At 66.8% G+C, this 23,625-nt stretch carries 20 protein-coding genes; 8 read left to right on the forward strand and 12 right to left on the reverse strand.

Annotation, left to right across the window (positions count from 1 at the left end):
- Positions 1-63: 63 nt before the first annotated feature.
- The 3 genes from ACFVTE_RS23105 to ACFVTE_RS23115 all read left to right on the forward strand — a co-directional run bounded on the left by ACFVTE_RS23105 (position 64) and on the right by ACFVTE_RS23115 (position 3,324).
- Positions 64-771, forward strand: coding sequence for a TetR/AcrR family transcriptional regulator (locus ACFVTE_RS23105; protein ID WP_387104791.1), 708 nt, complete (start codon positions 64-66; stop codon positions 769-771).
- A 104-nt stretch (positions 772-875) separates the two neighbouring features.
- Positions 876-1,460, forward strand: coding sequence for a hypothetical protein (locus ACFVTE_RS23110; RefSeq protein ID WP_387104793.1), 585 nt, complete (start codon positions 876-878; stop codon positions 1,458-1,460).
- A 100-nt stretch (positions 1,461-1,560) separates the two neighbouring features.
- On the forward strand, positions 1,561-3,324 hold the full coding sequence (locus ACFVTE_RS23115) for a hypothetical protein (protein WP_387104796.1): 1,764 nt from the start codon (positions 1,561-1,563) through the stop codon (positions 3,322-3,324).
- 24 nt (positions 3,325-3,348) lie between these two features.
- Here ACFVTE_RS23115 and ACFVTE_RS23120 read toward each other — a convergent pair whose 3' ends face one another.
- The 6 genes from ACFVTE_RS23120 to ACFVTE_RS23145 form a co-directional block, all read right to left on the reverse strand.
- The gene (locus tag ACFVTE_RS23120; protein ID WP_387104798.1) at positions 3,349-5,583 is read right to left on the reverse strand and encodes a putative bifunctional diguanylate cyclase/phosphodiesterase; all 2,235 of its coding nucleotides are present in this window, start codon (positions 5,581-5,583) and stop codon (positions 3,349-3,351) included.
- Positions 5,584-5,828: 245 nt separating this feature from the next.
- Positions 5,829-6,947 carry an NAD(P)/FAD-dependent oxidoreductase gene (locus ACFVTE_RS23125; RefSeq protein ID WP_387104800.1) on the reverse strand — a complete coding sequence of 373 codons (1,119 nt, stop codon included), beginning with the start codon at positions 6,945-6,947 and terminating at the stop codon, positions 5,829-5,831.
- 107 nt (positions 6,948-7,054) lie between these two features.
- Complete coding sequence (locus tag ACFVTE_RS23130; RefSeq protein ID WP_387104803.1) at positions 7,055-8,098, reverse strand: Gfo/Idh/MocA family oxidoreductase; 1,044 nt, start codon at positions 8,096-8,098, stop codon at positions 7,055-7,057.
- The gene (locus tag ACFVTE_RS23135; RefSeq protein ID WP_387104804.1) at positions 8,098-8,901 is read right to left on the reverse strand and encodes an amino acid ABC transporter ATP-binding protein; all 804 of its coding nucleotides are present in this window, start codon (positions 8,899-8,901) and stop codon (positions 8,098-8,100) included. Before ACFVTE_RS23135 ends, ACFVTE_RS23130 begins: the two co-directional genes overlap by 1 nt.
- Positions 8,898-9,686, reverse strand: a complete 789-nt coding sequence (locus ACFVTE_RS23140) for an amino acid ABC transporter permease (protein ID WP_387104806.1) — start codon at positions 9,684-9,686, stop codon at positions 8,898-8,900. Before ACFVTE_RS23140 ends, ACFVTE_RS23135 begins: the two co-directional genes overlap by 4 nt.
- A gap of 116 nt (positions 9,687-9,802) precedes the next feature.
- Positions 9,803-10,669, reverse strand: coding sequence for an ABC transporter substrate-binding protein (locus ACFVTE_RS23145; RefSeq protein ID WP_387104809.1), 867 nt, complete (start codon positions 10,667-10,669; stop codon positions 9,803-9,805).
- Positions 10,670-10,845: 176 nt separating this feature from the next.
- Between ACFVTE_RS23145 and ACFVTE_RS23150 the strand changes: the two genes are divergently transcribed.
- The gene (locus ACFVTE_RS23150) at positions 10,846-11,982 is read left to right on the forward strand and encodes a LacI family DNA-binding transcriptional regulator (RefSeq protein WP_387104812.1); all 1,137 of its coding nucleotides are present in this window, start codon (positions 10,846-10,848) and stop codon (positions 11,980-11,982) included.
- On the opposite strand, the gene treS is transcribed toward ACFVTE_RS23150, so the two are convergent.
- The 6 genes from treS to ACFVTE_RS23180 all read right to left on the reverse strand — a co-directional run bounded on the left by treS (position 11,922) and on the right by ACFVTE_RS23180 (position 18,456).
- Complete coding sequence (gene treS / locus ACFVTE_RS23155) at positions 11,922-14,192, reverse strand: maltose alpha-D-glucosyltransferase (protein WP_387104858.1); 2,271 nt, start codon at positions 14,190-14,192, stop codon at positions 11,922-11,924. The genes ACFVTE_RS23150 and treS overlap by 61 nt on opposite strands.
- Before the next feature lie 327 nt (positions 14,193-14,519).
- Entirely contained in the window at positions 14,520-14,846 is a 327-nt protein-coding gene (locus ACFVTE_RS23160; protein WP_387104813.1) for a hypothetical protein, read from the reverse strand.
- A gap of 141 nt (positions 14,847-14,987) precedes the next feature.
- A complete protein-coding gene (locus ACFVTE_RS23165; protein ID WP_387104814.1) occupies positions 14,988-15,392 on the reverse strand; it encodes a universal stress protein in 405 nt (134 codons plus the stop codon).
- Positions 15,389-16,921: a tripartite tricarboxylate transporter permease gene (locus ACFVTE_RS23170; RefSeq protein ID WP_387104816.1), complete on the reverse strand. Its 1,533-nt coding sequence runs from the start codon at positions 16,919-16,921 to the stop codon at positions 15,389-15,391. The genes ACFVTE_RS23165 and ACFVTE_RS23170 overlap by 4 nt, the downstream gene beginning before the upstream one ends.
- Positions 16,922-16,930: 9 nt before the next feature.
- The gene (locus ACFVTE_RS23175; RefSeq protein ID WP_387104817.1) at positions 16,931-17,449 is read right to left on the reverse strand and encodes a tripartite tricarboxylate transporter TctB family protein; all 519 of its coding nucleotides are present in this window, start codon (positions 17,447-17,449) and stop codon (positions 16,931-16,933) included.
- Positions 17,450-17,454: 5 nt separating this feature from the next.
- Positions 17,455-18,456 (reverse strand): Bug family tripartite tricarboxylate transporter substrate binding protein, encoded by a 1,002-nt coding sequence (locus ACFVTE_RS23180; protein ID WP_387104818.1) that lies wholly within the window; start codon positions 18,454-18,456, stop codon positions 17,455-17,457.
- Positions 18,457-18,623: 167 nt separating this feature from the next.
- Here ACFVTE_RS23180 and ACFVTE_RS23185 point away from each other — a divergent pair, with 167 nt between their 5' ends.
- The 4 genes from ACFVTE_RS23185 (at position 18,624) to ACFVTE_RS23200 (ending at position 23,565) form a co-directional block, all read left to right on the forward strand.
- Complete coding sequence (locus ACFVTE_RS23185; protein ID WP_387104820.1) at positions 18,624-19,487, forward strand: LysR family transcriptional regulator; 864 nt, start codon at positions 18,624-18,626, stop codon at positions 19,485-19,487.
- A gap of 141 nt (positions 19,488-19,628) precedes the next feature.
- Complete coding sequence (gene kdgD, locus ACFVTE_RS23190; protein ID WP_387104823.1) at positions 19,629-20,543, forward strand: 5-dehydro-4-deoxyglucarate dehydratase; 915 nt, start codon at positions 19,629-19,631, stop codon at positions 20,541-20,543.
- Between the two features lie 53 nt (positions 20,544-20,596).
- Positions 20,597-22,240, forward strand: a complete 1,644-nt coding sequence (locus ACFVTE_RS23195) for an aldehyde dehydrogenase (NADP(+)) (protein WP_387104825.1) — start codon at positions 20,597-20,599, stop codon at positions 22,238-22,240.
- The gene (locus ACFVTE_RS23200) at positions 22,237-23,565 is read left to right on the forward strand and encodes an enolase C-terminal domain-like protein (RefSeq protein WP_387104828.1); all 1,329 of its coding nucleotides are present in this window, start codon (positions 22,237-22,239) and stop codon (positions 23,563-23,565) included. Before ACFVTE_RS23195 ends, ACFVTE_RS23200 begins: the two co-directional genes overlap by 4 nt.
- The last annotated feature ends 60 nt before the right edge of the window (positions 23,566-23,625 follow it).

A 23,625-nucleotide genomic window follows, 5' to 3' on the forward strand; every position in this document is an offset into this window, starting at 1 on the left:
GCGGTGGAGCGGAAGAGGCTGGTGGAATAATGCGAAAGGACGTTCACCCGCAGAAAGGTCACCATGCCGGCATCACCAGCCGTAGCAACAGCCGGTTCAGCATCAGCTGGCTCAGCGACAGATGGCCAGGCCAGCCGGCGCCGCGCCGGGCGCCCCGTGGGAGGCGTGCTGGACAAGGGCGGCATCACGGAAGCCGCCCTGCGGCTCATTGAGAAGAAGGGCTACGACGGCCTCACCATGGCCGCACTGGCCCGCTCACTGAACGTGGCGCCGTCGGCCCTCTATAACCACGTGAAATCCAAGCGGGACGTGCTCCTGCTCGTCGAGGATCACCTGGCAGCGCTCGTGGACGTCTCGGCCTTCGGTGGCGGACCTTGGGAGGACGCCGTGCGGAAGTGGGCGTGGAGCTACCGGGACGTCTTTTCCGAGCACACCCCGCTGATACCGGTCATTGCCGTGCTGCCCGTCACCGACGCACCGCAGACCCTGGCCATGTATGAGACGGTCAGCGCAGGGTTCCGCGATGCAGGGTTTCCGGAGGAACGCATCGTCTCCTCCATCGTCGCACTGGAGTCCTTCATCTTCGGCTCGGCCTACGACGTCACGGCGCCGGCGGACATCTTCGATCCCGGAACCATGGCCGAGGAGACACCCAGCTTCACCGGGGCCGTCCGGAGCCTGGCCGAGCAGGGCCACGAACGGCCGGCCGACGTCGCCTTCAGCCTTGGCCTGGAGGCACTCATCAGCGGGCTGGGCGCGCTGCGGGGCTGATCCCATTCCCCACGCCGGCCATTCCTCATGCCGCCCATTCCTCATGCCGTCCGGGGCGACTAAAATTCCTTAATACGCAACGTTGCGATCCCAAGGACGGCGCCATGACCGTAATCGACCCGGAATCGCTGTTCTTTGAGTACAAGCTCCGGTACCGCGGCACGCCGGGGCTGGAGCATGACCCCGTGGACTATGCGCTGCGCTGGGACGTAGCCGTGAGCTGCCCGGTTCCCACCCCCGGCGGCGACGAAGAACGGCAGCTCGGCAGCGCCGTCGTCCAGGTTGTCCCCAAAGCCGGCATGATCAACCTCTTCCTCACCACCGGCAAAGCCGACCAGGAAATGGCCAAGGCAGTGGAAATGCTCACCATGGACCGCCCGGACCTGATCCGGGAGTACCTGCAGGACGGCGGCGACCTAATGATCGTCTCCTCGCTCGAGATCTTCCCCGAGTACCGGGGCGGCAGGACGGGCTATTCGGTGCTGAACGCCATCGTGGAAACGGTTGGCCGGGCCGTGAACCTGGTGGTGGTCCACGCCGCGCCGGCGGACGGCGAAGAGTCCGCGCCGGAGGACTCGGACGAGTACGAGCAGGCCAAATCGGCGTTGCGGGAGTACTGGAAGGACTTCGGGTTCGAGGACGCCACGGGCGACTACCTCGTGTTCTTCCACAAGAAAATCCTGGCCTGACCGCACGACGCCTTCGGGGCGCGGCACGGGCGCTATATGCTCGTGTCCGGATGGCGTCCGCGGGGGGATGCGGCCGCCGCCGTAGGCAAAGGTCTCCGCCGTGTCTGTTCTGAAAGTCTCTGTTCTTAAAATCTCTGTTCTGAAAGTCCTTGTCGCCGCCGTTCTGGCCTTGGCCGTTCCGGCCGGGGCCGTGGTCTTGGCCCCGCCCGCCAGCGCGGCCGTGCAGGTTTACAACCCCTGCGCCAGGCTCAGCGCCGGCCAGACCAAGTTCTCCGGTTTCGGAGCCAACAGGGTCACGTTCGCCACGGCCACCAGCCGCAACACCAGCCTGCTCACCATCACCGGCTGCGTCCGTTCCGGAAACCGCTACGTCCAGGAGTGGCAGGACTGGGGCTACGGCGGGCAGTACGGGTTCGCGGCGCAGAACCGGGAATGGGAAGACACCTACCGGTCCCCCACCGGCTCGTTCAGTTTCACGGAGGCCCTGGGGCGCAGCAATCCCGGCACCGCCCTGAGTTACTACACGATCAACTCCCGGTCCCGCTGGGGCGGTGAATGGAACCGGAACTACAACCAGTACTTTGAAGGCACCGGCGGTGAAGCCGACGAGAACCTCTGGACCTTCATGAACCAGGGGTATTACGAGCAGGCTGCCGTCATCAACTACAACCGGCCGCCGGACTCAAAGACCGTCCTCGGCGCCTCCTACGCCATCTTCTTCCATGCCGGCCGCGCCCCCAGCGCCGGCTGCGTCTCCACGAGCCTGGCCACGGTCAGGCGGCTGCTCCGGACCAGCCGGCCGGGCGACCGGATCATCATGGGTGCGGTGGATGACGTGTTCACACCGTATTCGAGCAACCCGTTCGGTGCCATCAGCGCCAAGTACGCCCGGGCGGGCGGACCCGCCAGCTGGCTGGGCAGCCCCGCATCCCGTGAAGTGACAGGGCTGCGCGGCGGCGGGGCGTACCAGGTGTTCCGCGGCGGGTCCATCTACTGGTCAGCGGCGGGAGGCGCGCACACGATCGGCGGCGCGATCCGCAGCAAATGGGCTGCCGCCGGCGCGCAGAACGGCAGGCTTGGCTACCCGGCGTCGGATGAGGGCCGCGGCCTCGAGAACGGCGGCGCCTACCAAAGTTTCCAGGGCGGCCGGATCCACTGGTCCCGGGCGACCGGGGCACACGTCACCTGGGGTGGAATCCTCTCGGCCTGGGCCGCATCGGGCTACGAGCGCGGGGTGCTTGGCTACCCCACGTCGGATGAGACCGGCGGCCTGAAGGACGGCGGCAGCTACCAGACCTTCCAGGGCGGGATCGTCCACTGGTCGCCCGCTACCGGCGCCCGCATCACCCGCGGCGCCATCCGGACAGCCTGGGCGGCCGTCGGTTCGGAACACGGGGTGCTTGGATACCCGACGAGCAATGAATACGCCTTCAGCGGCGGTGCGGCGCAGAACTTCCAGGGCGGCACTGTCACGTGGACCGGCCAGTCCGGGGCACGGATCGTCGCCGGGGCCATCGGCGCCAAGTTCAACGCCGCCCGTACGCTGGGGAATGCCACCACAACTGAGCTGGGCACGGGACTCGGCGGGCGTTACCAGGCTTTCCGGAACGGCTTCATCACCTGGCACCGGACGACCGGGGCGCACATCTCCACGGCATCGTCGCGCGCCGCGTGGATCGCCGCCGGCGGCGAAACCGGGCCGCTGGGCTTCCCCACCGCCGACGCGCGGCAGGCGGCATCGGGTACCGTCCAGGACTACCAGCACGGACGGATAGCCATCGCCGCGGACGGAACCGTGACCCTCACTCTGGACCCGCCGCCGTCGTCCACTCCGTCGGCGGCACCCACCGAAACCGGTGGCTGAGCCGGCAACGGCCGGCTGAAGCGGTCAGGCGGAGGGCAGCCCGCTGCCCAGCGGGAACGTGCTGAACCAGTCGTCCAGCTCGGCGGGCGGCACGGGGCGGAGGATATGGAATCCCTGGGCCTGGTCGCAGCCGTAGCGGCCCAGCTGATCCAGCGCGTCTCCGTCCTCCACGCCTTCGGCGACGACCGTCAGCCCGAGACTGTGCGCGAGGTTGATGGTGGAGGCCACCAGGGCCGCCGCCCGGGGGTCCTCGGTCATCGAAACAATGAAGGATCTGTCCAGTTTCAGCTCGTTGATAGGCAGGTCGCGAAGGTAGGCCAACGAGCTGTAGCCGGTGCCGAAGTCATCGATGGCCACCCGGACGCCGCTGGCCTGCAATCCGGCAAGGATGTCCCTGGCGCGGACGCGGTCGGGCATCATGAAATCCTCGGTGATTTCAACCATCAGGGCCGACGCCGGCAGTGCCCGTTCCCTGAGCATGGCGGCGATCCGGCCGGGAAGCTCTGCGTCGATGAGTGAGCTGGCAGAGAGATTGGCAGCCACGGTCATTGGCCGCCCCTTCGTCTGCCAGAGGGCCGCCTGGTCCAGCGCCAGGGTGAGCACGCAGTCATTCAGGGCGTTCATGAGCCCGCCTTCCTCTACAAGGAGAAGAAACGAGCCCGGGGCCAGCAGCCCATGCCGGGGATGGTTCCAGCGGACCAGGGCCTCCACGCCCTTCGTTTCCCCGGTGACCGCGTCCACCTTGGGCTGGTAATGCAGGATGAGCTCGCCCTCCGCCAAGGCAATGCGGAGCTCCTGCAGCATCCGCAGCCGCTCCTCCCCGGTGCTGTGATCTTCGCTGGCATATACGTGCCGGCCGGTGCGCGAGGTCTTTGCCCGGTACATGGCCGTGTCCGCCTTGCGCAGCAGCGTTTTCAGGTCCTTCCCCTGCTCCGGGAACATGGCGATGCCCACGCTGACACCGACCTGCAGGGCAATGCCCCGCAGGGTGAGGGGCTCACTCAGGGCGGCCCGGAGCCGGTCGGCGAGCTCCAGGGCCTCTTGCTCGCCGGCATTGAGGAGGAGGACGGCGAACTCGTCCCCGCCCAGCCGGGCGATCAGGTCATCGGGGCCCAGGCACCGGCGAAGCCGCTCGCTGACCTGGACCAGCAGCCGGTCCCCCACGTCATGGCCCAGGCTGTCGTTGATTTCCTTGAATCTGTCCGCATCCAGCAGGAGGAACGCGCAGGGTGCACCCTGCTGCGCATCGAGCACCGCAGGAGCGTCGGCGTACAGCGCCCGCCGGTTCGGCAGTCCGGTCAGTTCATCCGTCCTGGACTGCCTTCGCACCTCAGCGAGGGTCACCAACTGGCGGAAGGCCAGCTGGGTCCGGATTCCCGCGGACAGCAGCGTTGCTGCGGCCAGCCCCACGGCGAGTTCCGGCACCGGGATCCCCGTGCCCACGATCAGGACCCCGAGGCCGGCGGCAGTGGCAACCATCGGAACCGCAGGGGTCCACGCCCCTTCACTGGCACCGTTGGCCGCTGCCCCCTCCCGGGTGAAGCTCTCCGCCCAAGCGGCGATGAGGCACAGGCCGGCTGTCCAACCCGCGTCCAGGGGTGTGCCCAGATAGTACGTGTCGTTTTCGAGCCGGAAGGCGTAGGCAACATCGGCCGCGGCGAACACCAAAAGTCCCAGCATCAGGATCACCCCGCTGCGGCCGGTGGCGAGACCCGGCACTGCCGCCATGCCCGCGGTTACGGCCAGCACCACGAGATCCAGGAGGGGGTAGGCGACGGCTACGGACGTGGCGAATGAGGGGAATCCGTCGGCAGCCGACAGCAGCGGGCTGAGCAGGACCACCAGGACGGAGGCGGCGCCGAGTGAACCGACGACGGCGTCCAGCAGCACGGAGCGCGCGAGCCGCTGGCGCAGTGGCAGCAGATAGACGAACAGTCCGCCGAGGACCAGCGGATAAAACAACAGGTAGCCAATATCCGCAGACGACGGGAAGGGAAGCGAACTGGAACCCGCGAGCGAGGTGACGTAGACAGTGCTCCCCGCCGCGAACGCTGCCAAGGCCATTGCCACCAAGGCAAGTGCCCGATTCCTGGCACGGTAGGCCGCCAGCCCGGCCACGGCAGCGGGCGCCCACGACGCCGGCAGGCCCAGCCAAAGGTCCACGAGCGGATTGAAGGCCTTTCCGTGCGCCATCAGGCCGGCCAGGTAGAGTCCCAGGAACATCCACATGAGCCACAGCAACCAGGGCCGCGGCCCCATCCGGCCGCCAGGCCGAAGCGATCTTCGGATCACGACTGTTTTCATCCGCCCCCCAGCATCAGATGCGCCCGGCAGCACCCGACGGGTACACAGCAACCGCATGTGATTCGTATCGTACGTCACGTCTGGGGCCGATCCGATAGCCGCCTCGTGATTTTGACCGCAAGGAAGCCCCGCACCGTTCGTGTTCTGGCGGTGCGGGGCTTCCGCATGCTTAAGTCAGGAGGACCGGACCCAGTGCTCGCTTAAGAAAACCGGCTGGGACGGAACGTGGCCAGCATGGGGTGCTTGCCCCCGGTGAGGATCTCGCCGGCAAGGAGCTCGCCGACAACGAGACCCAGCGTTGCACCGGAGTGGGTAAACGCCACGAAGCAGCCGGGAACCTGGCCAAGCTCACCGAGCACCGGCTCGCCGTCGCCCGGAATGGGTTTGTAGCCGATCTTCCAGCTGGCGGGCTTCAGCTCAGGGTTGCCGGCAATGAGTTTGGAGGCCTCGTCGGCGAGCTCCTGCACAACGTCATCCGGGATGCTGAACGAGCCGTCCCCGTGCTCCGTGATGTGCTCCTCGTACCAGTCGTGGTCAAGGGCAAAGGTGCTGCCCGGGTTGGGACGCACGGCGGCCCGCGGCGTATTCATCACCGTTCGGACATTGTGTTCCACTGGCTTGGTCAGCACCAGCATGGACACCGGGGAACCGTTGGGGATGTCAACGCCCAGCGGCGCGACGACGGCGGGGGTAGCGGCACCGCATGCCACCAGTACTGCGTCGGCGTCGTAGGTTTCCCCACCCATGGTCCGGACACCCACCGCCCGGCCGTCGTCGACCACCACGGAGGCCTTGCCGGCGTTCAGCACCAGCCGGCCGCCGCGCTCATGGAACTCCTCCATCAGGAAGTCCACCAGGTCCGGCAGGCTGACCCAGCCCTCGCCCGGGTTGAAGACGGCATTTTCAGGAATGGCACCCGCATCAATACCGGGCGTGAACGCCGCAACGGCTTCCGGCTCAAGCAGCCTGGAGTCATAGCCGATGGACTTCTCGTAGGCGTGGCGGGCCTCAGTGATCTCCCGCTGCCCGGCGGCGTTCCACATCAGCCCGCCGCCGAACTGCAGCCACTCACGGCTCGGATCGGCAGCGAAGAGTGTGCGGTACCGGTCCACACCGGCGAGGCGGAGCTGGTGGTAGGGCGTGGAACGTTCCCCCGCGGAGTTGAGCCAGGAGAGGGAGCGGCCGGTGGCTTCGCTGGCCAGGCCGCATTCGGTCAGCAGCGTGACCGATGCACCTTCGCGGAGCAGGTGGACAGCGGTGGAGACACCCAGGATGCCGCCGCCGATGATGGCGACGTGCTTGGTGGCGGTGGAGGACATCAGTTCTCCCTTTCTGTGGATTTTGGACACGGTTGATGGGGACGCGACGCCGCGTCCTGGAAGGATGGGGCAGCGAGTTGCCGCAGGCTGTTTACCGGCGCCAAGACCTAAGCCCGCGCGTGGATTCCTTCGATGATCCTGAGGACTTCAAGCGGCTCGGCCGGATCAACCGGCAGCGGCCCTTCGCCTTGGAGGGCAGAGACGAGTTGAACGTAAAACTCGGGGTACGCTCCCCGCTCTGCAGGAACCGGACTGGCTGCGCCGTCCACCCCCAGAAGCCCCCAAGACTCCTGGGGACCGGTGCCGTATGCGGGATCCGATGGCAGCACTCCGGCGGCGAGCGCGGGCTCCTGGCCGTCCAGGCCCCACTTCGTGTACCCCGCCTCCGAGCCCAGGACGTGGAAGCGCGGGCCCGCCTGGGCTGCCATGCCGTTCATCCACAGCCTGGTACGGACACCTGACCCGTGAAGCAGGGAAACAAACGCTTCCGTATCTGCGGCTTCGGGATCGGATCCCCGGTTGGCAGTCTCGCCGTAGCTCTGTTCGACGGGCCCGAACAGCTGGATCGCTTGGTCGATCAGGTGCGCGCCGAGGTCGTGCAGGATCCCACCGCCCTGGGCCAGGGAGACGGTGTCGCGCCAGTTGCCGAAGCCCTCCGGCCGCCACCACTCAAAGCGCGACTCGAAAGTTCGGGTTTCACCCAGGGCCCCCTCCCGCACGAGCTTTTGAAGGGTCAGGAAGTCGGCGTCCCACCGGCGGTTCTGGAATACAGTGAGCTGCACGCCGCCGTCGGACGCCAGTGCTATCAGCTCCGCGCCTTGGGCGGTGGTTGGAACGAAGGGCTTATCCACCACCACATGGAGGCCATGTGCAATGGCTTCAGCCGCCAAGTCGAAATGCGCGTGCGGCGGAGTGCCCAGGATAACGAGATCCAGCTGGCTGGCCTGATCGAACATCGCCTCCGGAGTCGGCACGATCCGCGCCTGCGGGTAAAGCCGGGCTGCCTCGGCAGCCCGCCCGGGGTCAGCCGTCACGATGAGGTCCAGCGAGTAGTGCTGGTCCGCCTCGATCAGCGGTGCGTGGAAAACCTTGCCGGAAATTCCGAAGCCGACGACGGCGGTCCGGATGGGTGCCGCTGTGCCGTTCAGCATCACAGCACCTCCGAGAGGAAGCGCTGCAGGCGTTCGCTGCGCGGGTTGTCGAACAGCTCGGCGGGGGTCCCGGCCTCCACTACTTCACCCTCATCCATGAAGACAACCTGGTCGGCGACCTTGCGGGCGAAGCCCATCTCGTGGGTGACCACCAGCATGGTCATGCCGCGGCGGCCGAGCCCGGCCATCAGGTTCAGGACGCCTTTGACCAGTTCGGGGTCCAGGGCGCTGGTGGCCTCGTCGAACAGCATTACCTCCGGTTCCATGGCCAGCGCCCGGGCAATGGCCACGCGCTGCTGCTGGCCGCCGGACAAGTCGCGGGGCCGGTGGTCCGCGCGCTCGGCCAGGCCCACTTCGGCCAGCCGGCGGTGGGCGCGTTCCATGGCCTCGGCCCTGGGCATGCCCTTGACACTCCACAGGGCCAGTGCCACATTTTCCAGCGCGGTGTGGTCCGGAAAGAGGTTGAAGTGCTGGAACACCATACCGATCCGGCGCCGGAGTGTGTCCGGCTTGACCTGCAGGGCGCTCTCACCGGCCAGCAGCACGTCCCCGCTCCTGGGCTCGTGCAGCCGGTTGATGCCGCGCAGCAGCGTGGACTTGCCCGAGCCGGAGGGCCCTATGATGCAGGTGGTGGTGCCGGGGGCCACGGTGAGGCTGACCCTGCGGAGCACCTCAATGTCACCGTAGGCCATGGTCAGGTTCCGCAGCTCCAGGCTGGAGCCGTGGAACGTCTCGATGTCACGGGCTGGGCCATTTGCGCTGGTGCTGGCGCTGTTGCCGGTGCTGGCGCTTGTGAGGTTCATGTGTTGCTCCCGGTGGTGAGCGGCGAGGCCGCGTCGAGTTCCTTGACTTCCTTCAGGCCGCTGGTGGGCGGAGTGGGCTGGCGCCGGCCGGTGCGGAACCTGTTGTCGAAGTAGTTGACCAGGTGGGTCAGGGGCACAGTGATTACCAGGTAGAAGATGCCGGCCATGACCAGGGGTGAAAGGTTTCCGGACAGTACTGCGGCGTCCTGGCCCACCCGGAAGAGTTCGCGTTCGCTGACCAGCAGGCCCAGGAAGTAGACCAGGGAAGAGTCCTTGACGATGGCGATGAACTGATTGACCAGGGCGGGCAGGACGCGGCGGACGCCCTGCGGGACCACCACCAGGGCCATGGATTTGGCATAGCTCATGCCCAGCGCGCGGCAGGCCTCACCCTGGCCCTTGTCCACGCTGAGGATGCCGGCCCGGAAGATTTCGCCGATGTAGGCGCTGGCGATCAGGCTCAGTGCGATGATCCCCAGCGGGTAGGGCGAGGGCCCGAAGACCGACTGGCTGAACCGTGCGAAGCCCTGGCCGATCAGCAGGATGGTGAGGATGGCTGGAAGGCCGCGGAAGAGGTCGGTGTAGATCCGGGCCGGAATACGGAGCCAGCGGGACCGCGAAATCCCCATGACCGCAACCACCATGCCCACCACGACGCCAAGGATGGTGGCGGCGACGGAGATGATCAGTGTGTTGAGAAGGCCAACCCCGAGGAGTTGAGGCAGCACCTCGAGCATTGCTTCGAAGTCGAAGAAGGTGCGGCCAATGATGTTGAACCAGTCCATTGATTGCTCTCAGACGTTAGTTGTTTGATGCGGGTGCCGGGCGGGCCATGGGTGCAGCCCGCCCGGCGGGGCCGTGGTGAATCGGGCCGGCTGCCGGATACTTGCGTGCGGCCGGGCTACTTGCCTGCAGTAGGGGCAGGGATGGCGGTCTGCTCGGCCTTGGGCAGGTACTGCTCAGGCATCGGGGAGCCCGGGAACCACTTCTGGTAGAGCTTCTTCCAGGTGCCGTCCTCCATAGCCTCGGCGAGGCCCTTGTCCAGGGCTTCCTTGAAGGCAGGCTTGTCCTTGGCGACGGCGAAACCTGCGGGGGCGTCGAAGGAAGGGATGTCAGCCGCACTGACCAGGCCGTACTGCTCCCGGTAGGCCTTGGCAGCCTCGTAGTCCAGGAAGTGGGCATCGACGGAACCGCTGTTCACGGCTGCGACGGCGGTGTTGTTGTCCGGGAAGCGCACCAGGTTCGCGGAGGTGAAGTTCTTGACGGCGTAGGCTTCCTGCAGCGTTCCCTGGACCACGCCCAGACGCTTCCCGTTGAGGCCTTCGACGTCCCTGATGCCGGAGTTCTTGGTGGTGATGACCGTCAGGTAGCCGGCCAGGTAGCCGTTGGAAAAGTCCACCGTTTCCTTGCGCTTGTCCGTGATGCCGATTGCGGCCACGCCGACATCGAACTGGCCGTTGGCAACGGCGGCGAGCAGTCCGGAGAAGTCCTGACCGGTGAAGACCACTTTGTCTACGCCGGCGCGGTGGGCCACGTCCTTGAACAGTTCGACGTCGAAGCCGGTGAAGTTTCCCTGTGCGTCGGTGAAGGTGTATGGCTTGGAGTCGCCCAGGCTGGCCACCCGGATGGTGCCGGGTTCGATCAGCCCGTACGGGTTCTCGGCCGGGCTGGAGGTGGCGGAGGATGACCCGCCGCAGCCCGAGAGGGCGAGGATGGCAGCCAGGGCTGCCGCAGCCATGGCTGCCGGGCGGAAGTTCAGTTTGATCACAGCGTTGTCCAATCGTGGGAGGGAAAGCGGTGCTGTCAGGGCCGCCGAAGGATTTGGTCGATGAAACTCTTGCTGAGTCCGGTCTCAGTCCCTACGATTGAGACCGGACTCACATCGATTGCTAGAAATGTAGCGGAACTCACAAGCGGCGTCAACAGCCCCTCTGAAAGGTGAACATGAGCAGTGACGGAGCAAGACGGCGGGACGTGACAGTTGCCGACGTCGCAAAAGCTGCCCAGGTGTCCAAGGCCCAGGCCGCCCGCGCGCTCGGCAACTACGGGGCCGTCAGCGATGACGTCCGCGAGCGCGTGCTCGCTGCGGCCGAGGAGCTGCAGTATCGGCCCAACGAACTGGCACGCAGCATGAACACCGGAAAATCACACACCATTGGCGTTGTGGTGGGAGACATCGAGAACCCGCATTTTGGCCTGGCCACCCGGGGAATCACGGACACCGCCAAGAAGAGCGGGTTCAACGTCATCCTGGTCAATACGGACGAGAACACCGCGGCTGAAGTTGATGCTGTCCGCGTGCTGCTCGACAAGAGGGTCGACGGACTGATCGTCGCGCCGGCGTCGTCGGTGGAGACTCAGCATCTGCGGCACGTCCACGAAGCAGGCCGGCCGCTGGTGCTCCTGGACCGCACGGCTGAAGGCCTCGCGGTGGAGACTGTCGCCGTCGACATGGGCGCTATCTCGTATGAATCCACGCGTTACCTGCTTGACGCGGGGCACCGGCGGATCGCCTTCATTTCCACGCTGCGCAGCGATGCCGGGTACTCGGCTGGAATGCGGCTGGACTCATCCCAGATCTCGGACCGCCTGGAAGGGATGCGGCGGGCCTTCGCGGACGCGGCGTGCACGTTCCCGGACGACCTGGTCCGGCTCAACGCCGGCGATGCCGGCTCCATCCGGAACCTCACGCGCGAGGTGCTGCTCGGCACCGACCCGGCCAGCGCCGTCGTGGCGTCCGACGGCCTGATTGCCCTGAGCGTGGTGGAGGCTATCCAGGAACTGGGACTCCGTATCCCTGAGGACGTGTCGTTCCTGATGTACGACGACTTCGCCTGGACCCGCCTGACCACGCCACCCCTGACCGTGGTGGCGCAGCCCGTCTACGACATGGGGGCCGCGGCGGCCAATGCCCTGATCCGGCAGATCGAGGGCCGGCCGGCACTGGCCCCGGCCCCGGAGTTCACCGCCAAGCTGGTCCGCCGGGGCTCGGTGGGGCCGGCCCCGGCCTCAGTGCCCACTCACTCGGCGTCGGCGTCGTCGTCCTTCTCGCCCTCTTTGAGGAGCAGCGCCGTGCCCTGATAGGCGCCAAGTTCCAGGAAGAAGCTGTGCAGGTCATCGACCTGGCCGACGGCCTCGCCGCTGAAGAGGTCGTGGACGCTGCTGCCGGGAACCAGGTGCGTGGACTGGATGCTGCCTGCGATGTCCTGGCCGGAGAAGTTGAGCACGGTGGCCTGAAGGTTCCCGTCCCCCAGCCGGTTGACCATGACCAGCAGGCCACGGTGGGAAACTTCCGGCACATCCAGCAGGGTGCTGGTGGCGATCCCGCTCTCTTCCCGGACGGAAAGGATCTTCTGCAGCCGCCGGGCGAAGGAATCCGGGTTCTTGAGCTGGTCCGGCAACGTCCCGTAGAGGCTGCGGGCGCGCGGCATGCCGGCGGAGGAGGCCTCCGCCTCGGGGCTGGTGCCCATGATGTCGTGCGCGCCGCGGTTGATCCAGCGGGTATCGCCCTGCGCGGTGAGCTCCCGAACCGTCTGGCGGTCGAGGGCGGCAACGCCGGTGAGGTCCCAGCCGGAGAGGGCAAAGACGCCGGGCTGCAGGGCGTTGTACATGGACAGCAGAACGTGGACGTCCAGGACCTGGGCCCGCTGCTCCTCCGTGAGGTTTTCCGGGTCCTGAATGCCGAGGGCGGCCATGATGAAGCTGACGGTGGTGCAGGCGATGCCGTTGGTGGTGAACAGGGCGTTGTACGGGGCGTCCGGTCCGGTCAGCCGCTCCCGCAGGGTCTGCTGGACATGCTCGGCGACCTCGGCCCCGGTGAGCTCCTGGCCGTTGAGTTCGAACACGTCGTCCTTGTGGCCGGCGGCGAAATGGACCAGCTCGTAGGTCAGTTCGTCGTGGTTCTGCAGGGCGTGAACGAGTGAGGCCTGGTCGACACCGATTTCCATGGCGAGCCGCAGGGTCAGGCGCAGGAATTCGGTATCGGCCGTCACCAGCGCGTAGTGATACGCCGGCCTGGTGACGAAGTCGTAGGACAGATCCGGGCCCGCCTCTGACGTGGCCTTGATGTCGTCGATGGTCAGGTTCAGTTCCTGGAAGGAGAACCCGCCCACCTTGCGGATCATGGAGCCGATCAGCTGGTTGGCGGCCTCGGAGAGCGGGTGCCCTTCTGACCAGCCCGGCTGCTCCTCGGCGCTCTTCTCCACGCCCAGGAACCCGTTCGCATCCAGCCGGAGCGCACCCGTGCCCAGGTCGAGCAGCGAATGCAGCGCATCCCCGACCACCAGGCGCATGCCCGCGAAGGTGGGGTCCAGCCAGTTGATGGACGGCTGGCCGGCCTTGAAGTAGTGGAGGTAGACCCAGCGCCGGGTCTTCCCGGCCGTGTCCACGATCGGCCGCGTGGCGCTCCAGTTGGTCTCCTTGACCCCGGGTTCGTAGAAGATCACCCGCTGGAGCCGGCCAATGATGTATCCGGCCTCTTGCAGCGCCTGCTCCGCGTCGGGGCTGATGTTGACCGAGTCTTCGCCTTCGGGAACATCCGGCAGCAGGTGCCAGTCCTCCTCCGGGATGTCGATCATGTGGTAGATGCCGGGATAGTCGCGGAAGTTCATCTCGGCCAGGCGGAAGTCGGCCCCCTTGCCCGTGTGACCGGGAACGATGTCGTCGATGACGGTGCCCTCGTGGTCGGCCGCGACCTCGCACATCTTGCGGAATTCGTCCTCGGTGCCGAACACCGGGTCGATCGCCATGCTGATGCGGTCGAAGTGCCCGTCCACGCTCGGCGTCTGGGACCAGCCGCGGATGCCGCCGGCGAGCTTCACGGGGCCGGTGTGCAGGCCCCGGATCCCGATCTCCCGGAACGCGTCCCACAGCTCGGGATCCCCCAGTGCTGAAAGGAAGGACTGGCCCGGGCGCGTGATGAAGGACAGCGGGTAGGCGGTAAACCAGACGGGGGCGCGTTCCACGGCAGCGCGCGGGTTCGGATGGGCGTACGAGTTCTGCCACATGCTGGCTTGGCCGGAGAGCTGCCGCGCCATCACGTTCGCGTCCCCCAGCATCGCCTGGTTGCGCAGCCACTCAACATAGGCTGCGTTGCGCCCGTCGAATTCCAGCGATGGACGGTCGGCAAAGAACTGCCGACGGCGGGCGATCGGCCTGAGTGCCTTGGGCCGGGCGGGATAGAACTGCTCGTCGTAGGTGATGTCGCCGGCTTCGGTGACCTCCGGCGTTTCGGCCACCTCCGGCACCTCCGGCGCTTCAGCCGCCCCGGCTGCTGAGACAGCCGGATCCACCTCCCCGGCCGGGACCGCTCCTGCGCCGGGCTCGAATCCGTTGGTCTCGCCGTCAAACTCGTCGGCCGATGAAACGCTCTGGTTGAAGCTTGCTTCCCGCACAGACTGCTCCTTTATCGGTGGTTCCTGCGTGGCACCTCCCCCGGGGGGTGTTCTTCAGTCTTTCCGTACCCCGGCATTTCGAGAGTATTCACGCTTGTCCGCTCCGCCCACCCTATGCCGACGACGGCGGGAATTTCGACTGTTTTACGGGCGCGGTGCGTTCAGGCGCCTATCCCACCGTCGCTTGTCGCCCCATGTCACAGAGGAGAGTGGGGATGGTCGGACCTACGTACTGAGGTTCCAGTGGTCCCGGATTGCCTCTGCAATGGGCGCGGCGGTGACGTCCACGCGGAACGCAACGGGCGCGGTCCCGGTCTCTTCGATTGTGGCATCGCGGTACACGCGGCCACATGAGGGGCAGAGTGTGTAGAGATCCTCGTCCGGAGGCCACTTCGCCATCGTGTCGGGGACGGGAGTGTTTCCGCCAGCGTAAACGGGGACGCCGTCTGAATTGGCCTGTATCAATCCCGCCTGGCTGACCGTGTTGCCGCAGACACAGGTGATGGTGGTGACGTCATGACCCGTCACGGTGGCGGTTTCATTGTCGTCCATGCAGAGCTCCCCGGGGCTGGAAGGGACCTTCTGCAAATAGCTTATGCCTGCCGGGACGTGCGCGTCCCGGGGTACGGCTGAGGCGGGCCGGAATCCTGAACGGGAGCCCGGCCCGCCTCTTACCAAGCGGTGTTTCGGGAACTAGAACTGGCCGCCGTCGGCCTTTACGGCCAAAACGGGACGGTCGGCCTGCATGAGGATGCGTTGAGCGTGGCTGCCCAGGATGAACTTGCCCACCTGCGTGCGGTGGCGCAGCCCGATGACGATAAGCGAGGCGTTTTCATCCCGGGCTACGTCGAGGAACTCATCCGCGAGGTCATGCTGGTATGGCGGCTGGATCACCCGGGCCGTCACACCTGCCTCCGCTGCCTGCCTGGCGGCCTTGGCAAGCACGTCGTCCGGAGCGACGGACTTGTCCACCAGGGCACCTTCACGGGCGGAGTTGACGATCACCAGATCCTGGTTGCGGAGGCGGGCCTCCGAAATGCCGGCCGCGAGGGCGGCCTCCCCCGCCGGGGTGGGGACGAATCCAACGATGATGCTCATACCTTCTCCTTGATTTCAGTGGCGGCAGGTCCCGCGGGAACGGTGGCCCTGCGCTTGGCCAGCGCCGAGCGGATGCCCGGCAGCGCGGCCACGACGACGAACACGATGAGGAGCGTGGCGGAGATGGGCCGGCTGAAGAAGCCCAGCGGGTCACCGCCAAACACCAGCAGCGCGCGGCGCAGGGAGCTTTCCAGCAGGGAACCGAGCACGAATGCCAGCACCAGCGGACCCGGTTCGAAGCCGAACTTCTTCATTAGGTAGCCCACGATCCCGAAGACCACCACGAGCGTGACGTCGAACATGCTGTTGTTGATCGTGTACGCACCGAGCAGGGTGATCAGCGCGGTGATCGGCGCCAGGATGGCGGCGCGGACGCGGAGGATCTTCACGAAGATGCCCACGAGGGGCAGGCTCATGATCAGCAGCAGGATGTTTCCGATATACATGGAGTTCACCACGCCCCAGAACAGTCCCGGGTCCTGCTCCACGAGCTGCGGACCGGGCGTGACGCCCTGGATCAGCAGCGCGCCGAACATCAGGGCCATGGTGGCGTTGGCCGGGATGCCGAGGGTCAGCAGCGGAATGAACGAGGACGTCGCCGCGGCGTTGTTGGCGGTCTCCGGGCCGGCCACGCCCTCCGGCGCGCCCTTGCCGAAGCGCTCCGGCTGCTTGGCCCGCTTCTTCTCCATGGCGTACGAGGCCATCGAGGCGATGGTGGCGCCGCCGCCGGGCAGGATGCCCAGGAAGAAGCCGAGAACCGAGCCGCGCCCGATCGCGCCGGACGCCTGCTTGAGGTCGCCCCGGGAGGGCCAGACGTTCGCGACGGCGGAAGGCGCCTTCGCCGCGCGGTGGCGCTCTTCGAGGTTGTACATGATTTCGCCGAGGCCGAAGATGCCCATGGCGATCGGCACGAAGTCGATGCCGTCAGCCAGTTCCAGGCTGCCGAAAGTGAACCGGTTTTCACCGGTGAAGATGTCCCGGCCGACGGTCGCCAGCAGCAGGCCGAGAGCGGCCGCGATGAGTGCCTTGGTCTTGGAGCCGCTGCTGATGGTGGCCACCAGCAGGATGCCCAGCAGTGCCAGCGCGGTGTATTCGGCGGGACCGAAGTCCAGGGCGAAGCTCGCCACGACCGGAGCCAGGAAGGTCAGGCCGACAATCGACGCGGTGCCTCCGATGAACGAACCGATCGATGCCAAACCGAGGGCCGTGCCGGCCCGTCCCTGCTTGGCCATCTGATAGCCGTCGAAGACCGTGACCACCGATGACGCCTCGCCAGGCAGGCGCAGCAGCACCGAGGTGATGGTGCCGCCGTACTGGGCACCGTAGAAGATGCCGGCCAGCATGATGATGGCGGTGACGGGCTCAACGTTGTAGGTGAGCGGAAGCAGGATGGCGATGGTCGCCGCGGGCCCCAGACCGGGCAGAACACCGATCAGCATGCCGATGACGACGCCGATCAGGCAGTACAGGAGGTTCATTGGCTCCAGGACGACTGCGAATCCGTTGATCACGGGATTCAGGAAATCCACGGTGGTCTCCTAGAAGAGGTGGGGAATTGAAGTGTTGAGCGCAGTCACGAAGATGCCGTAGAAGGCTGCCACGACGACGGCACTCACCAGGAGCGTGGAGCGCCAGGTTTCGCCACCGAGGAAGCGCATCCAGATGATGCACAGCACCAGGGCCGGCAGTTCGAAGCCGGCCAGCGGCATGAGGGCCACCATGGCGGCCAGGGTGACCAGGCCGGTCAGCGGGGCCAGGGACATCCGGGTGAACTTCTCGGCGTCCCGGTTGTGCCGGCCCATGATCAGCTGGAACAGCCCGAGGGCCACCATGACGCAGCTGATCATGAACGGCCACAGGCCCGGCTGCGGGGCGGACGGCGTGCCCAGGCCCATCGCGATGGATAGGACCACTGCTCCGACGCCGACGCCGATCACCACCAGGGAGGATCCCACGTTGGCCAGCGCACCCGCGGCCGGGGGCTTTTCTTCCTCCCACTGGGCTGCCAGTTGTTCGGGAGTCAGATCATCGGGCTCGACCGGTGATTCTGCCTGCACTGGAATCACTTGTTCCCGGCGAGGCTGATGTCGTACTTCTCCACCAGGGACTTGTACTTGGCTGCGTAGTCCTTCCACTGGGTGAGAACTTCCGCACCCGAGATTTCCTTCGGGGTCAGCATGTTCTTCTTGTTGAATTCCTTGTACGAGTCCGACTTCAGGGTGTCCTGGATGGCGGCAAGGAGCTTGTCCTTGACTTCCTTCGGGGTTCCCTTGGGGGCGGCGACGGCGCGGTACTGGGCGACCGGAACGTCATAGCCGGATTCCTTGGCGGTGGGCGTGTCCGGCAGGAAGGAGTTGCGGGCCTCCGAGAAGACAAGGAGCGGGGAGACCTTGCCGGCCTGGATCTGCGGCATCGCTTCACCAAGCTGGATGGTGGTGACTTCCACCTGGTTGCCGAGGACGGCGGTCAGGGCAGGCTTGCCGCTGTCGAACGGGACGTCGGTGCCCTTCACGTTGGCCTGCTTGAACAGTACGGTCTGGGCGAGCTGGCTGCCGGTGCCGACGCCGGTGGTGCCGTAGGTGATGTTACGGCCGGCCGAGGTCAGGTCCTTGATGGACTTGAAGCCGGACTTTTCGCTGGCAACGAGAACGTAGTCGTCCTGGGACAGGCCGGTGATGATGTCAAAGTCATCGATGTTGACAGCCTCGTCCGGGGTCACGGCCAGCGGAGTGATGGTGATCAGGGAAGCGGTGAGGAGCAGCAGGTTCTGGCCGTCGGCGGGCTTGCCGGCGACCTCCTTGCTGGCGAGTGCGCCGTTGGCGCCGGGCTTGTTGACTACGGGAATCGGGGCGCCGAGCGTCTTGGCCGCACCTTCGGAGACGGCCCGCGCGATGAGGTCGGTGCTGCCGCCGGGCGCCTGTCCCACGGTCAGGGTGACCGGGCCGTTGGGGTACTTCGACGAATCACTGCTGCCGCCGGCAACGTTGCCGCATGCGGTCATGGCCAGCAGGGTGATGGCCGAGGCCGCTCCGAGAACGGCGCGGCGGGTGGGGAAGTGCATCATTGAAACTCCTCGTTTGCACTGCGGGCTGCCTCAGCCCGTAGGTCTGTGTGAACCGGGTCACTGCCGGTTCGCTAGGTCGAGTGTAGGAAGGCGTTATGATGCATGTCTAAGCCCAAATATGCATCGAGTAATACCGGGAGGGCATCACGTTTACCTTCGACCAGCTGATGGGGTTCATTGCCGTAGCCGAGGAGCTGCACTTCGGCCGGGCCGCGGAGCGCCTCAACATGACGCAGCCGCCGCTGAGCCGCCAGATCCAGAAACTGGAGAAGACGGTGGGGGCAGAACTCCTCGAGCGGGATAACCGCCGGGTTGAGCTGACCGCCGCCGGACAGGCCTTCCTCGACGAGGCCCGCAGGCTCATGGCGCTGGCCAGCCGGGCGCCGGTGACGGCACGGCGTATTGCCTCGGGCCGGCAGGGCCATCTCCGTATCGGCTTCACGGCCGCCAGCGGGTTCAGCATCTTGGGCCCCCTGCTGGAGGAGATCGGCGCCATCGTGCCGGATGTGGACATCGACCTCCAGGAACTGGTGACGGGCGAGCAGATCCAGGGCCTGCTCACGGGCGAGCTGGACCTCGGCCTGGCACGGCCGCCCTTCGACACTGAAGTTTTCGACTCCCACCTGCTGTACCGCGAGTCGATGGTGCTGGCGGTTCCCGCATCGCACCCCCTCGCAGACCTCAAGCGGGAGATCCAGAGCGAGGACCTCAAGGACGAGCCGCTCATCATGCACTCCCCCACGCAGGCCAGGTACTTCTACGACCTCGTGGTCCGGCTGCACGCCATCCGGCACGAGAACGTGGTGCACACCGTGAGCCAGATCCTGACCATGGTTTCACTGGTGGCCGCCAAACGGGGGGTGGCTTTCGTGCCGCACTCGGCCACGGCCCTGGGAATCCGCGGGGTTTCGTTCCTGCGGCTGGCCAGCGGCGAAGAGGAGCCTGTGGAACTCCATGCCATCTGGAACAGGGACGCCAAGAACCCTGCGCTGGTGCGGTTGCTGCGCGACCTGGAGTTCGCAGCCGGCTAGCTACGGCCTGCCCGAATCAATGCGCCGAGGGTATCAGTGGATACAAAAATGCACTTGGACAGGCATGGATGGGCGTCCCTAACCTGAAAAGGAACCGCACCACCACCCCGCCGTTCCCGGCACTGACTCCAAGGACATCCCGTGGCAAAACTTTCACCCCAGGAACTCGCCAACACCCTTAAGGACGGGCTGCTGTCCTTCCCCGTTACCTCCTTCGATGCAGAGCTGCAGTTCGACGAGGAAAACTACCGCAAGCACCTGGCCTGGCAGGCCAGCTACCCCGTTGCCGGCCTCTTCGCCGCCGGCGGCACGGGTGAGGGCTTCTCGCTCACCCCGGCCGAGTCGGCCCGCGTAGTCCGTGCCGCCGTCGAGGAAGTCGGCAGCACCGTCCCCGTCCTGGCCTCCGCCGGCGGTTCCACTGCCCAGGCCATCGAAAACGCCAAGGCTGCCGAGGCTGCCGGCGCCGAGGGCATCCTGCTCCTGCCGCCGTACCTGACCGAAGCCGACCAGGGCGGCCTGATCGACCACGTCAGCGCCGTCTGCAGAGCCACCTCGCTGGGCGTCATCATCTACAACCGCGCCAACGCCATCTACAAGGACACCACGGTGGCCACCCTGGCCGACCGCCACGAGAACCTCATCGGATTCAAGGACGGCGTGGGCGACCTCGAGCACGATGCCCGGGTCTACGCCAAGCTCGGCGACCGCCTGTTCTACCTGGGCGGCCTCCCCACGGCGGAGACCTTCGCGCTGCCGCTGCTCCAGCTGGGCATGAGCACCTACTCCAGCGCGATGTACAACTTCGTTCCGCAGTTCGCGCTCGACTTCTACCAGGACGTCCGAAACAACGACCGCGTGGCCGTCAACCAGAAGCTCAACGAGTTCGTCATCCCCTACCTGGACATCCGCGACCGTGTGAAGGGCTACGCCGTCTCCATCGTTAAGGGCGGCCTCGACGCGATCGGCCGTTCCGCCGGCGGCGTCCGTCCCCCGCTGCAGAACATGGCCGAAAAGGACCTGGCCGACCTCAAGGCACTCATCGCCAAGGTTTCCTAGTCGACAGTTTTCCTAACTGCCGCCAGCCCCACCTTTACAAGGAGGAACAAACCGTGACCCTCACCGGACACTCCCTGATCGCCGGACAGACCGTTGCCGGCGATGGCAAGACCACCTTCGCTTTCAACCCGGCCACCAACGAACAGCTCGAGCCCGCCTACACGCTGCTCACCGAGGAGCAGCTGAAGGCCGCCACTGCTGCAGCCGCCGAGGCGTTCGCATCGTTCAGCACCCTTGACCCCGAAACGCACGCCGCGTTCCTGGACGCGATCGCGGACAACATCGAAGCCATCGGCGACGAACTGACCGTCCGCGCCGGCCAGGAGACCGGCCTGCCCGCCGCGCGGCTGCAGGGCGAACGCGCCCGCACCACCGGCCAGCTGCGGCTCTTCGCCAACGTGGTCCGCCAGGGCGACTTCCGCGGCGTCCGCATCGACCCCGCACTCCCGGACCGCACGCCCCTGCCACGCGCCGACATCCGCCAGCGCCAGATCCCGCTCGGCCCCGTCGCCGTCTTCGGAGCCAGCAACTTCCCGCTCGCCTTCTCGACGGCGGGCGGAGACACCGCCTCGGCCCTCGCTGCAGGCTGCCCCGTCGTGTTCAAGGCACACAACGCCCACCCCGGCACCAGCGAACTCGTGGGCCAGGCCATCACCAAGGCCGTTGCCGACCTCGGCCTGCACCCGGGCGTCTTCTCCCTGATCTTCGGCCCGGGCAGCAGCATCGGCCAAGCCCTCGTGGCCGACCCCGCCATCAAGGCCGTCGGCTTCACCGGCTCCCAAAGCGCCGGCATCGCCCTGATGCGCACCGCCGCCGCCCGCCCCGAACCCATCCCCGTCTACGCGGAAATGTCCTCCCTCAACCCCGTGTTCGTCTTCCCCGGCGCGCTGAGCGGCTCCGCCGAACAAACCGGAACCGAAAAGATCGACGCGCTGGCGCAGCAGTACATCACCGCCGTGACCGGCAGCTCCGGCCAGCTCTGCACCTCCCCCGGCCTGCTGTTCGCCCCCGCCGGCGAGGCGGGCGACAAACTGGCTGCCGCCGTCGGACGCGCCGTTTCCGCCTGCGCCGGCCAGACGATGCTCACCGCCGGAATCGCCGGCTCCTGGGCCTCCGGCACGGAGGCGCTCAGCGCCGCCGAGAACGTGACCGTGGTCGGGACCGGAACCCCCGGCCCCACCGAAAACGCCCCGGCACCGGCCATCTACGGCACCCAGATCCGCGACTTCATCACCAACGAAGTCCTCCACGCCGAGATCTTCGGCGCGGCATCCCTGGTGATCCGCTACTCCACCGCCGAGGAACTCATCGAGGCCACCAACCGGATCGAGGGCCAGCTCACCGCTTCCCTGCAGCTCACCGAAGAGGACTACCCGACGGCGGCACAACTGATCCCCGCACTCGAACAGAAGGTCGGGCGCATCATCGTGAACGGCTGGCCCACCGGCGTCGAAGTCGGCCACGCCATGGTCCACGGCGGCCCCTTCCCCGCCACCTCCGACACGCGCACCACCTCCGTGGGTACGCTGGCCATCAACCGGTTCCTCCGCCCGGTCGCCTACCAGAACCTCCCCCAGGAACTGCTCCCCGCACCGCTGAAGGACGCCAACCCGTGGCAGCTGAACCGCCGCATCAACGGCACGGTTGTCGCCGCTGAACAGGAAGCTGCTGAACAGAAAGAAGAGGTCAACGCATGACCGCCCAGCCGACAGTTGCCCGCGTGGAGGTAGTCCCGGTTGCGGGTTACGACAGCATGCTGATGAACCTCAGCGGCGCACACGGGCCGTTCTTCACCCGGAACGTGGTCATCGTGACCGACTCCGACGGCCGCACCGGCCTCGGCGAGGTGCCCGGCGGCGAGAAGATCCGCACCACCATCGAGGAAGCCGGCGCCCTGCTCGCCGGCAGGCCGGTGGCCCGCTACCGCTCGCTGCTGCGGGAGATCGCCGCCGAGTTCGCGGACCGCGACGCCGGCGGCCGCGGCCTGCAGACCTTTGACCTGCGCACCACAGTCCACGCCGTCACCGCCGTCGAGTCCGCGTTGCTGGACCTGCACGGCCAGTTCCTGGGCGTCCCCGTGGCGGAACTGCTGGGCGACGGCCAGCAGCGCACGTCCGTGCCGATGCTCGGCTACCTGTTCTTCGTCGGTGACCACAAGCGGACGGATCTTCCGTACCTCGTGGAGGACGCTCCGTCGGACCGCTGGGAGGAATTGCGCCGCCAGGAGGCAATGACTCCGGAAGCCGTCGTCGCGCTGGCCGAAGCGGCGCAGGAGCGCTACGGCTTCAGCGACTTCAAGCTCAAGGGCGGCGTGCTGTCCGGCAACGACGAAGTGGACGTGGTCACGGCGCTGGCCAAGCGCTTCCCGGATGCCCGCGTCACGCTGGACCCGAACGGCGGCTGGCTGCTCGAGGAGGCCATCAGGCTGGGCAAGCGGATGCAGGGCGTCGTGGCCTACGCCGAGGACCCTTGCGGTGCTGAAGGCCGCTTCTCCGGCCGCGAGGTCATGGCGGAGTTCCGCCGGGCTACAGGGCTCAAGACGGCCACCAACATGATCGCCACGGACTGGCGCGAGATGGCGCACGCCATCCGCAGCAACGCCGTCGACATCCCGCTGGCGGACCCGCACTTCTGGACCATGCACGGCTCGGTCCGCGTGGCGCAGCTGTGCAACGAGTTCGGCCTGACCTGGGGCTCGCACTCGAACAACCACTTCGACATTTCGCTGGCCATGTTCACGCACACCGGCGCGGCTGCCCCGGGCGAGATCACCGCACTGGACACGCACTGGATCTGGCAGGACGGGCAGGGCCTCACAAAGAACCCGCTGCAGATCAAGGGCGGCGCCATTGAGGTTCCTGCTACGCCCGGACTGGGCATCGAGCTGGACCGCGAGGCCCTGGACAAGGCGCACCAGCTGTACCTGCAGCATGGCCTGGACGCCCGCGATGACAGCGTCGGCATGCAGTACTACATCGACGGCTGGTCCTTCGACCCGAAGCGGCCCTGCCTGGTTCGGTAACTCCAGTAAACTTCCGCACGGCCGGCACTCCGCACGCAACAGGAGACGGCCGTGCGGGGT

Source organism: Arthrobacter sp. NPDC058097 (genome assembly GCF_042884885.1).
Taxonomy (GTDB): Bacteria; Actinomycetota; Actinomycetes; order Actinomycetales; family Micrococcaceae; genus Arthrobacter.

What these genes read in the sequence shown, in the direction of transcription:
- ACFVTE_RS23105 (WP_387104791.1), top strand. Translation starts at nt 64, where the DNA reads ATGCCGGCATCACCAGCCGTAGCAACAGCCGGTTCAGCATCAGCTGGC.
- ACFVTE_RS23110 (WP_387104793.1), top strand. Translation starts at nt 876, where the DNA reads ATGACCGTAATCGACCCGGAATCGCTGTTCTTTGAGTACAAGCTCCGG.
- ACFVTE_RS23120 (WP_387104798.1), bottom strand. Translation starts at nt 5,583, where the DNA reads ATGGGGCCGCGGCCCTGGTTGCTGTGGCTCATGTGGATGTTCCTGGGA.
- ACFVTE_RS23125 (WP_387104800.1), bottom strand. Translation starts at nt 6,947, where the DNA reads ATGTCCTCCACCGCCACCAAGCACGTCGCCATCATCGGCGGCGGCATC.
- ACFVTE_RS23130 (WP_387104803.1), bottom strand. Translation starts at nt 8,098, where the DNA reads ATGCTGAACGGCACAGCGGCACCCATCCGGACCGCCGTCGTCGGCTTC.
- ACFVTE_RS23135 (WP_387104804.1), bottom strand. Translation starts at nt 8,901, where the DNA reads ATGAACCTCACAAGCGCCAGCACCGGCAACAGCGCCAGCACCAGCGCA.
- ACFVTE_RS23140 (WP_387104806.1), bottom strand. Translation starts at nt 9,686, where the DNA reads ATGGACTGGTTCAACATCATTGGCCGCACCTTCTTCGACTTCGAAGCA.
- ACFVTE_RS23150 (WP_387104812.1), top strand. Translation starts at nt 10,846, where the DNA reads ATGAGCAGTGACGGAGCAAGACGGCGGGACGTGACAGTTGCCGACGTC.
- ACFVTE_RS23160 (WP_387104813.1), bottom strand. Translation starts at nt 14,846, where the DNA reads ATGGACGACAATGAAACCGCCACCGTGACGGGTCATGACGTCACCACC.
- ACFVTE_RS23165 (WP_387104814.1), bottom strand. Translation starts at nt 15,392, where the DNA reads ATGAGCATCATCGTTGGATTCGTCCCCACCCCGGCGGGGGAGGCCGCC.
- ACFVTE_RS23180 (WP_387104818.1), bottom strand. Translation starts at nt 18,456, where the DNA reads ATGATGCACTTCCCCACCCGCCGCGCCGTTCTCGGAGCGGCCTCGGCC.
- ACFVTE_RS23185 (WP_387104820.1), top strand. Translation starts at nt 18,624, where the DNA reads ATGGGGTTCATTGCCGTAGCCGAGGAGCTGCACTTCGGCCGGGCCGCG.
- ACFVTE_RS23200 (WP_387104828.1), top strand. Translation starts at nt 22,237, where the DNA reads ATGACCGCCCAGCCGACAGTTGCCCGCGTGGAGGTAGTCCCGGTTGCG.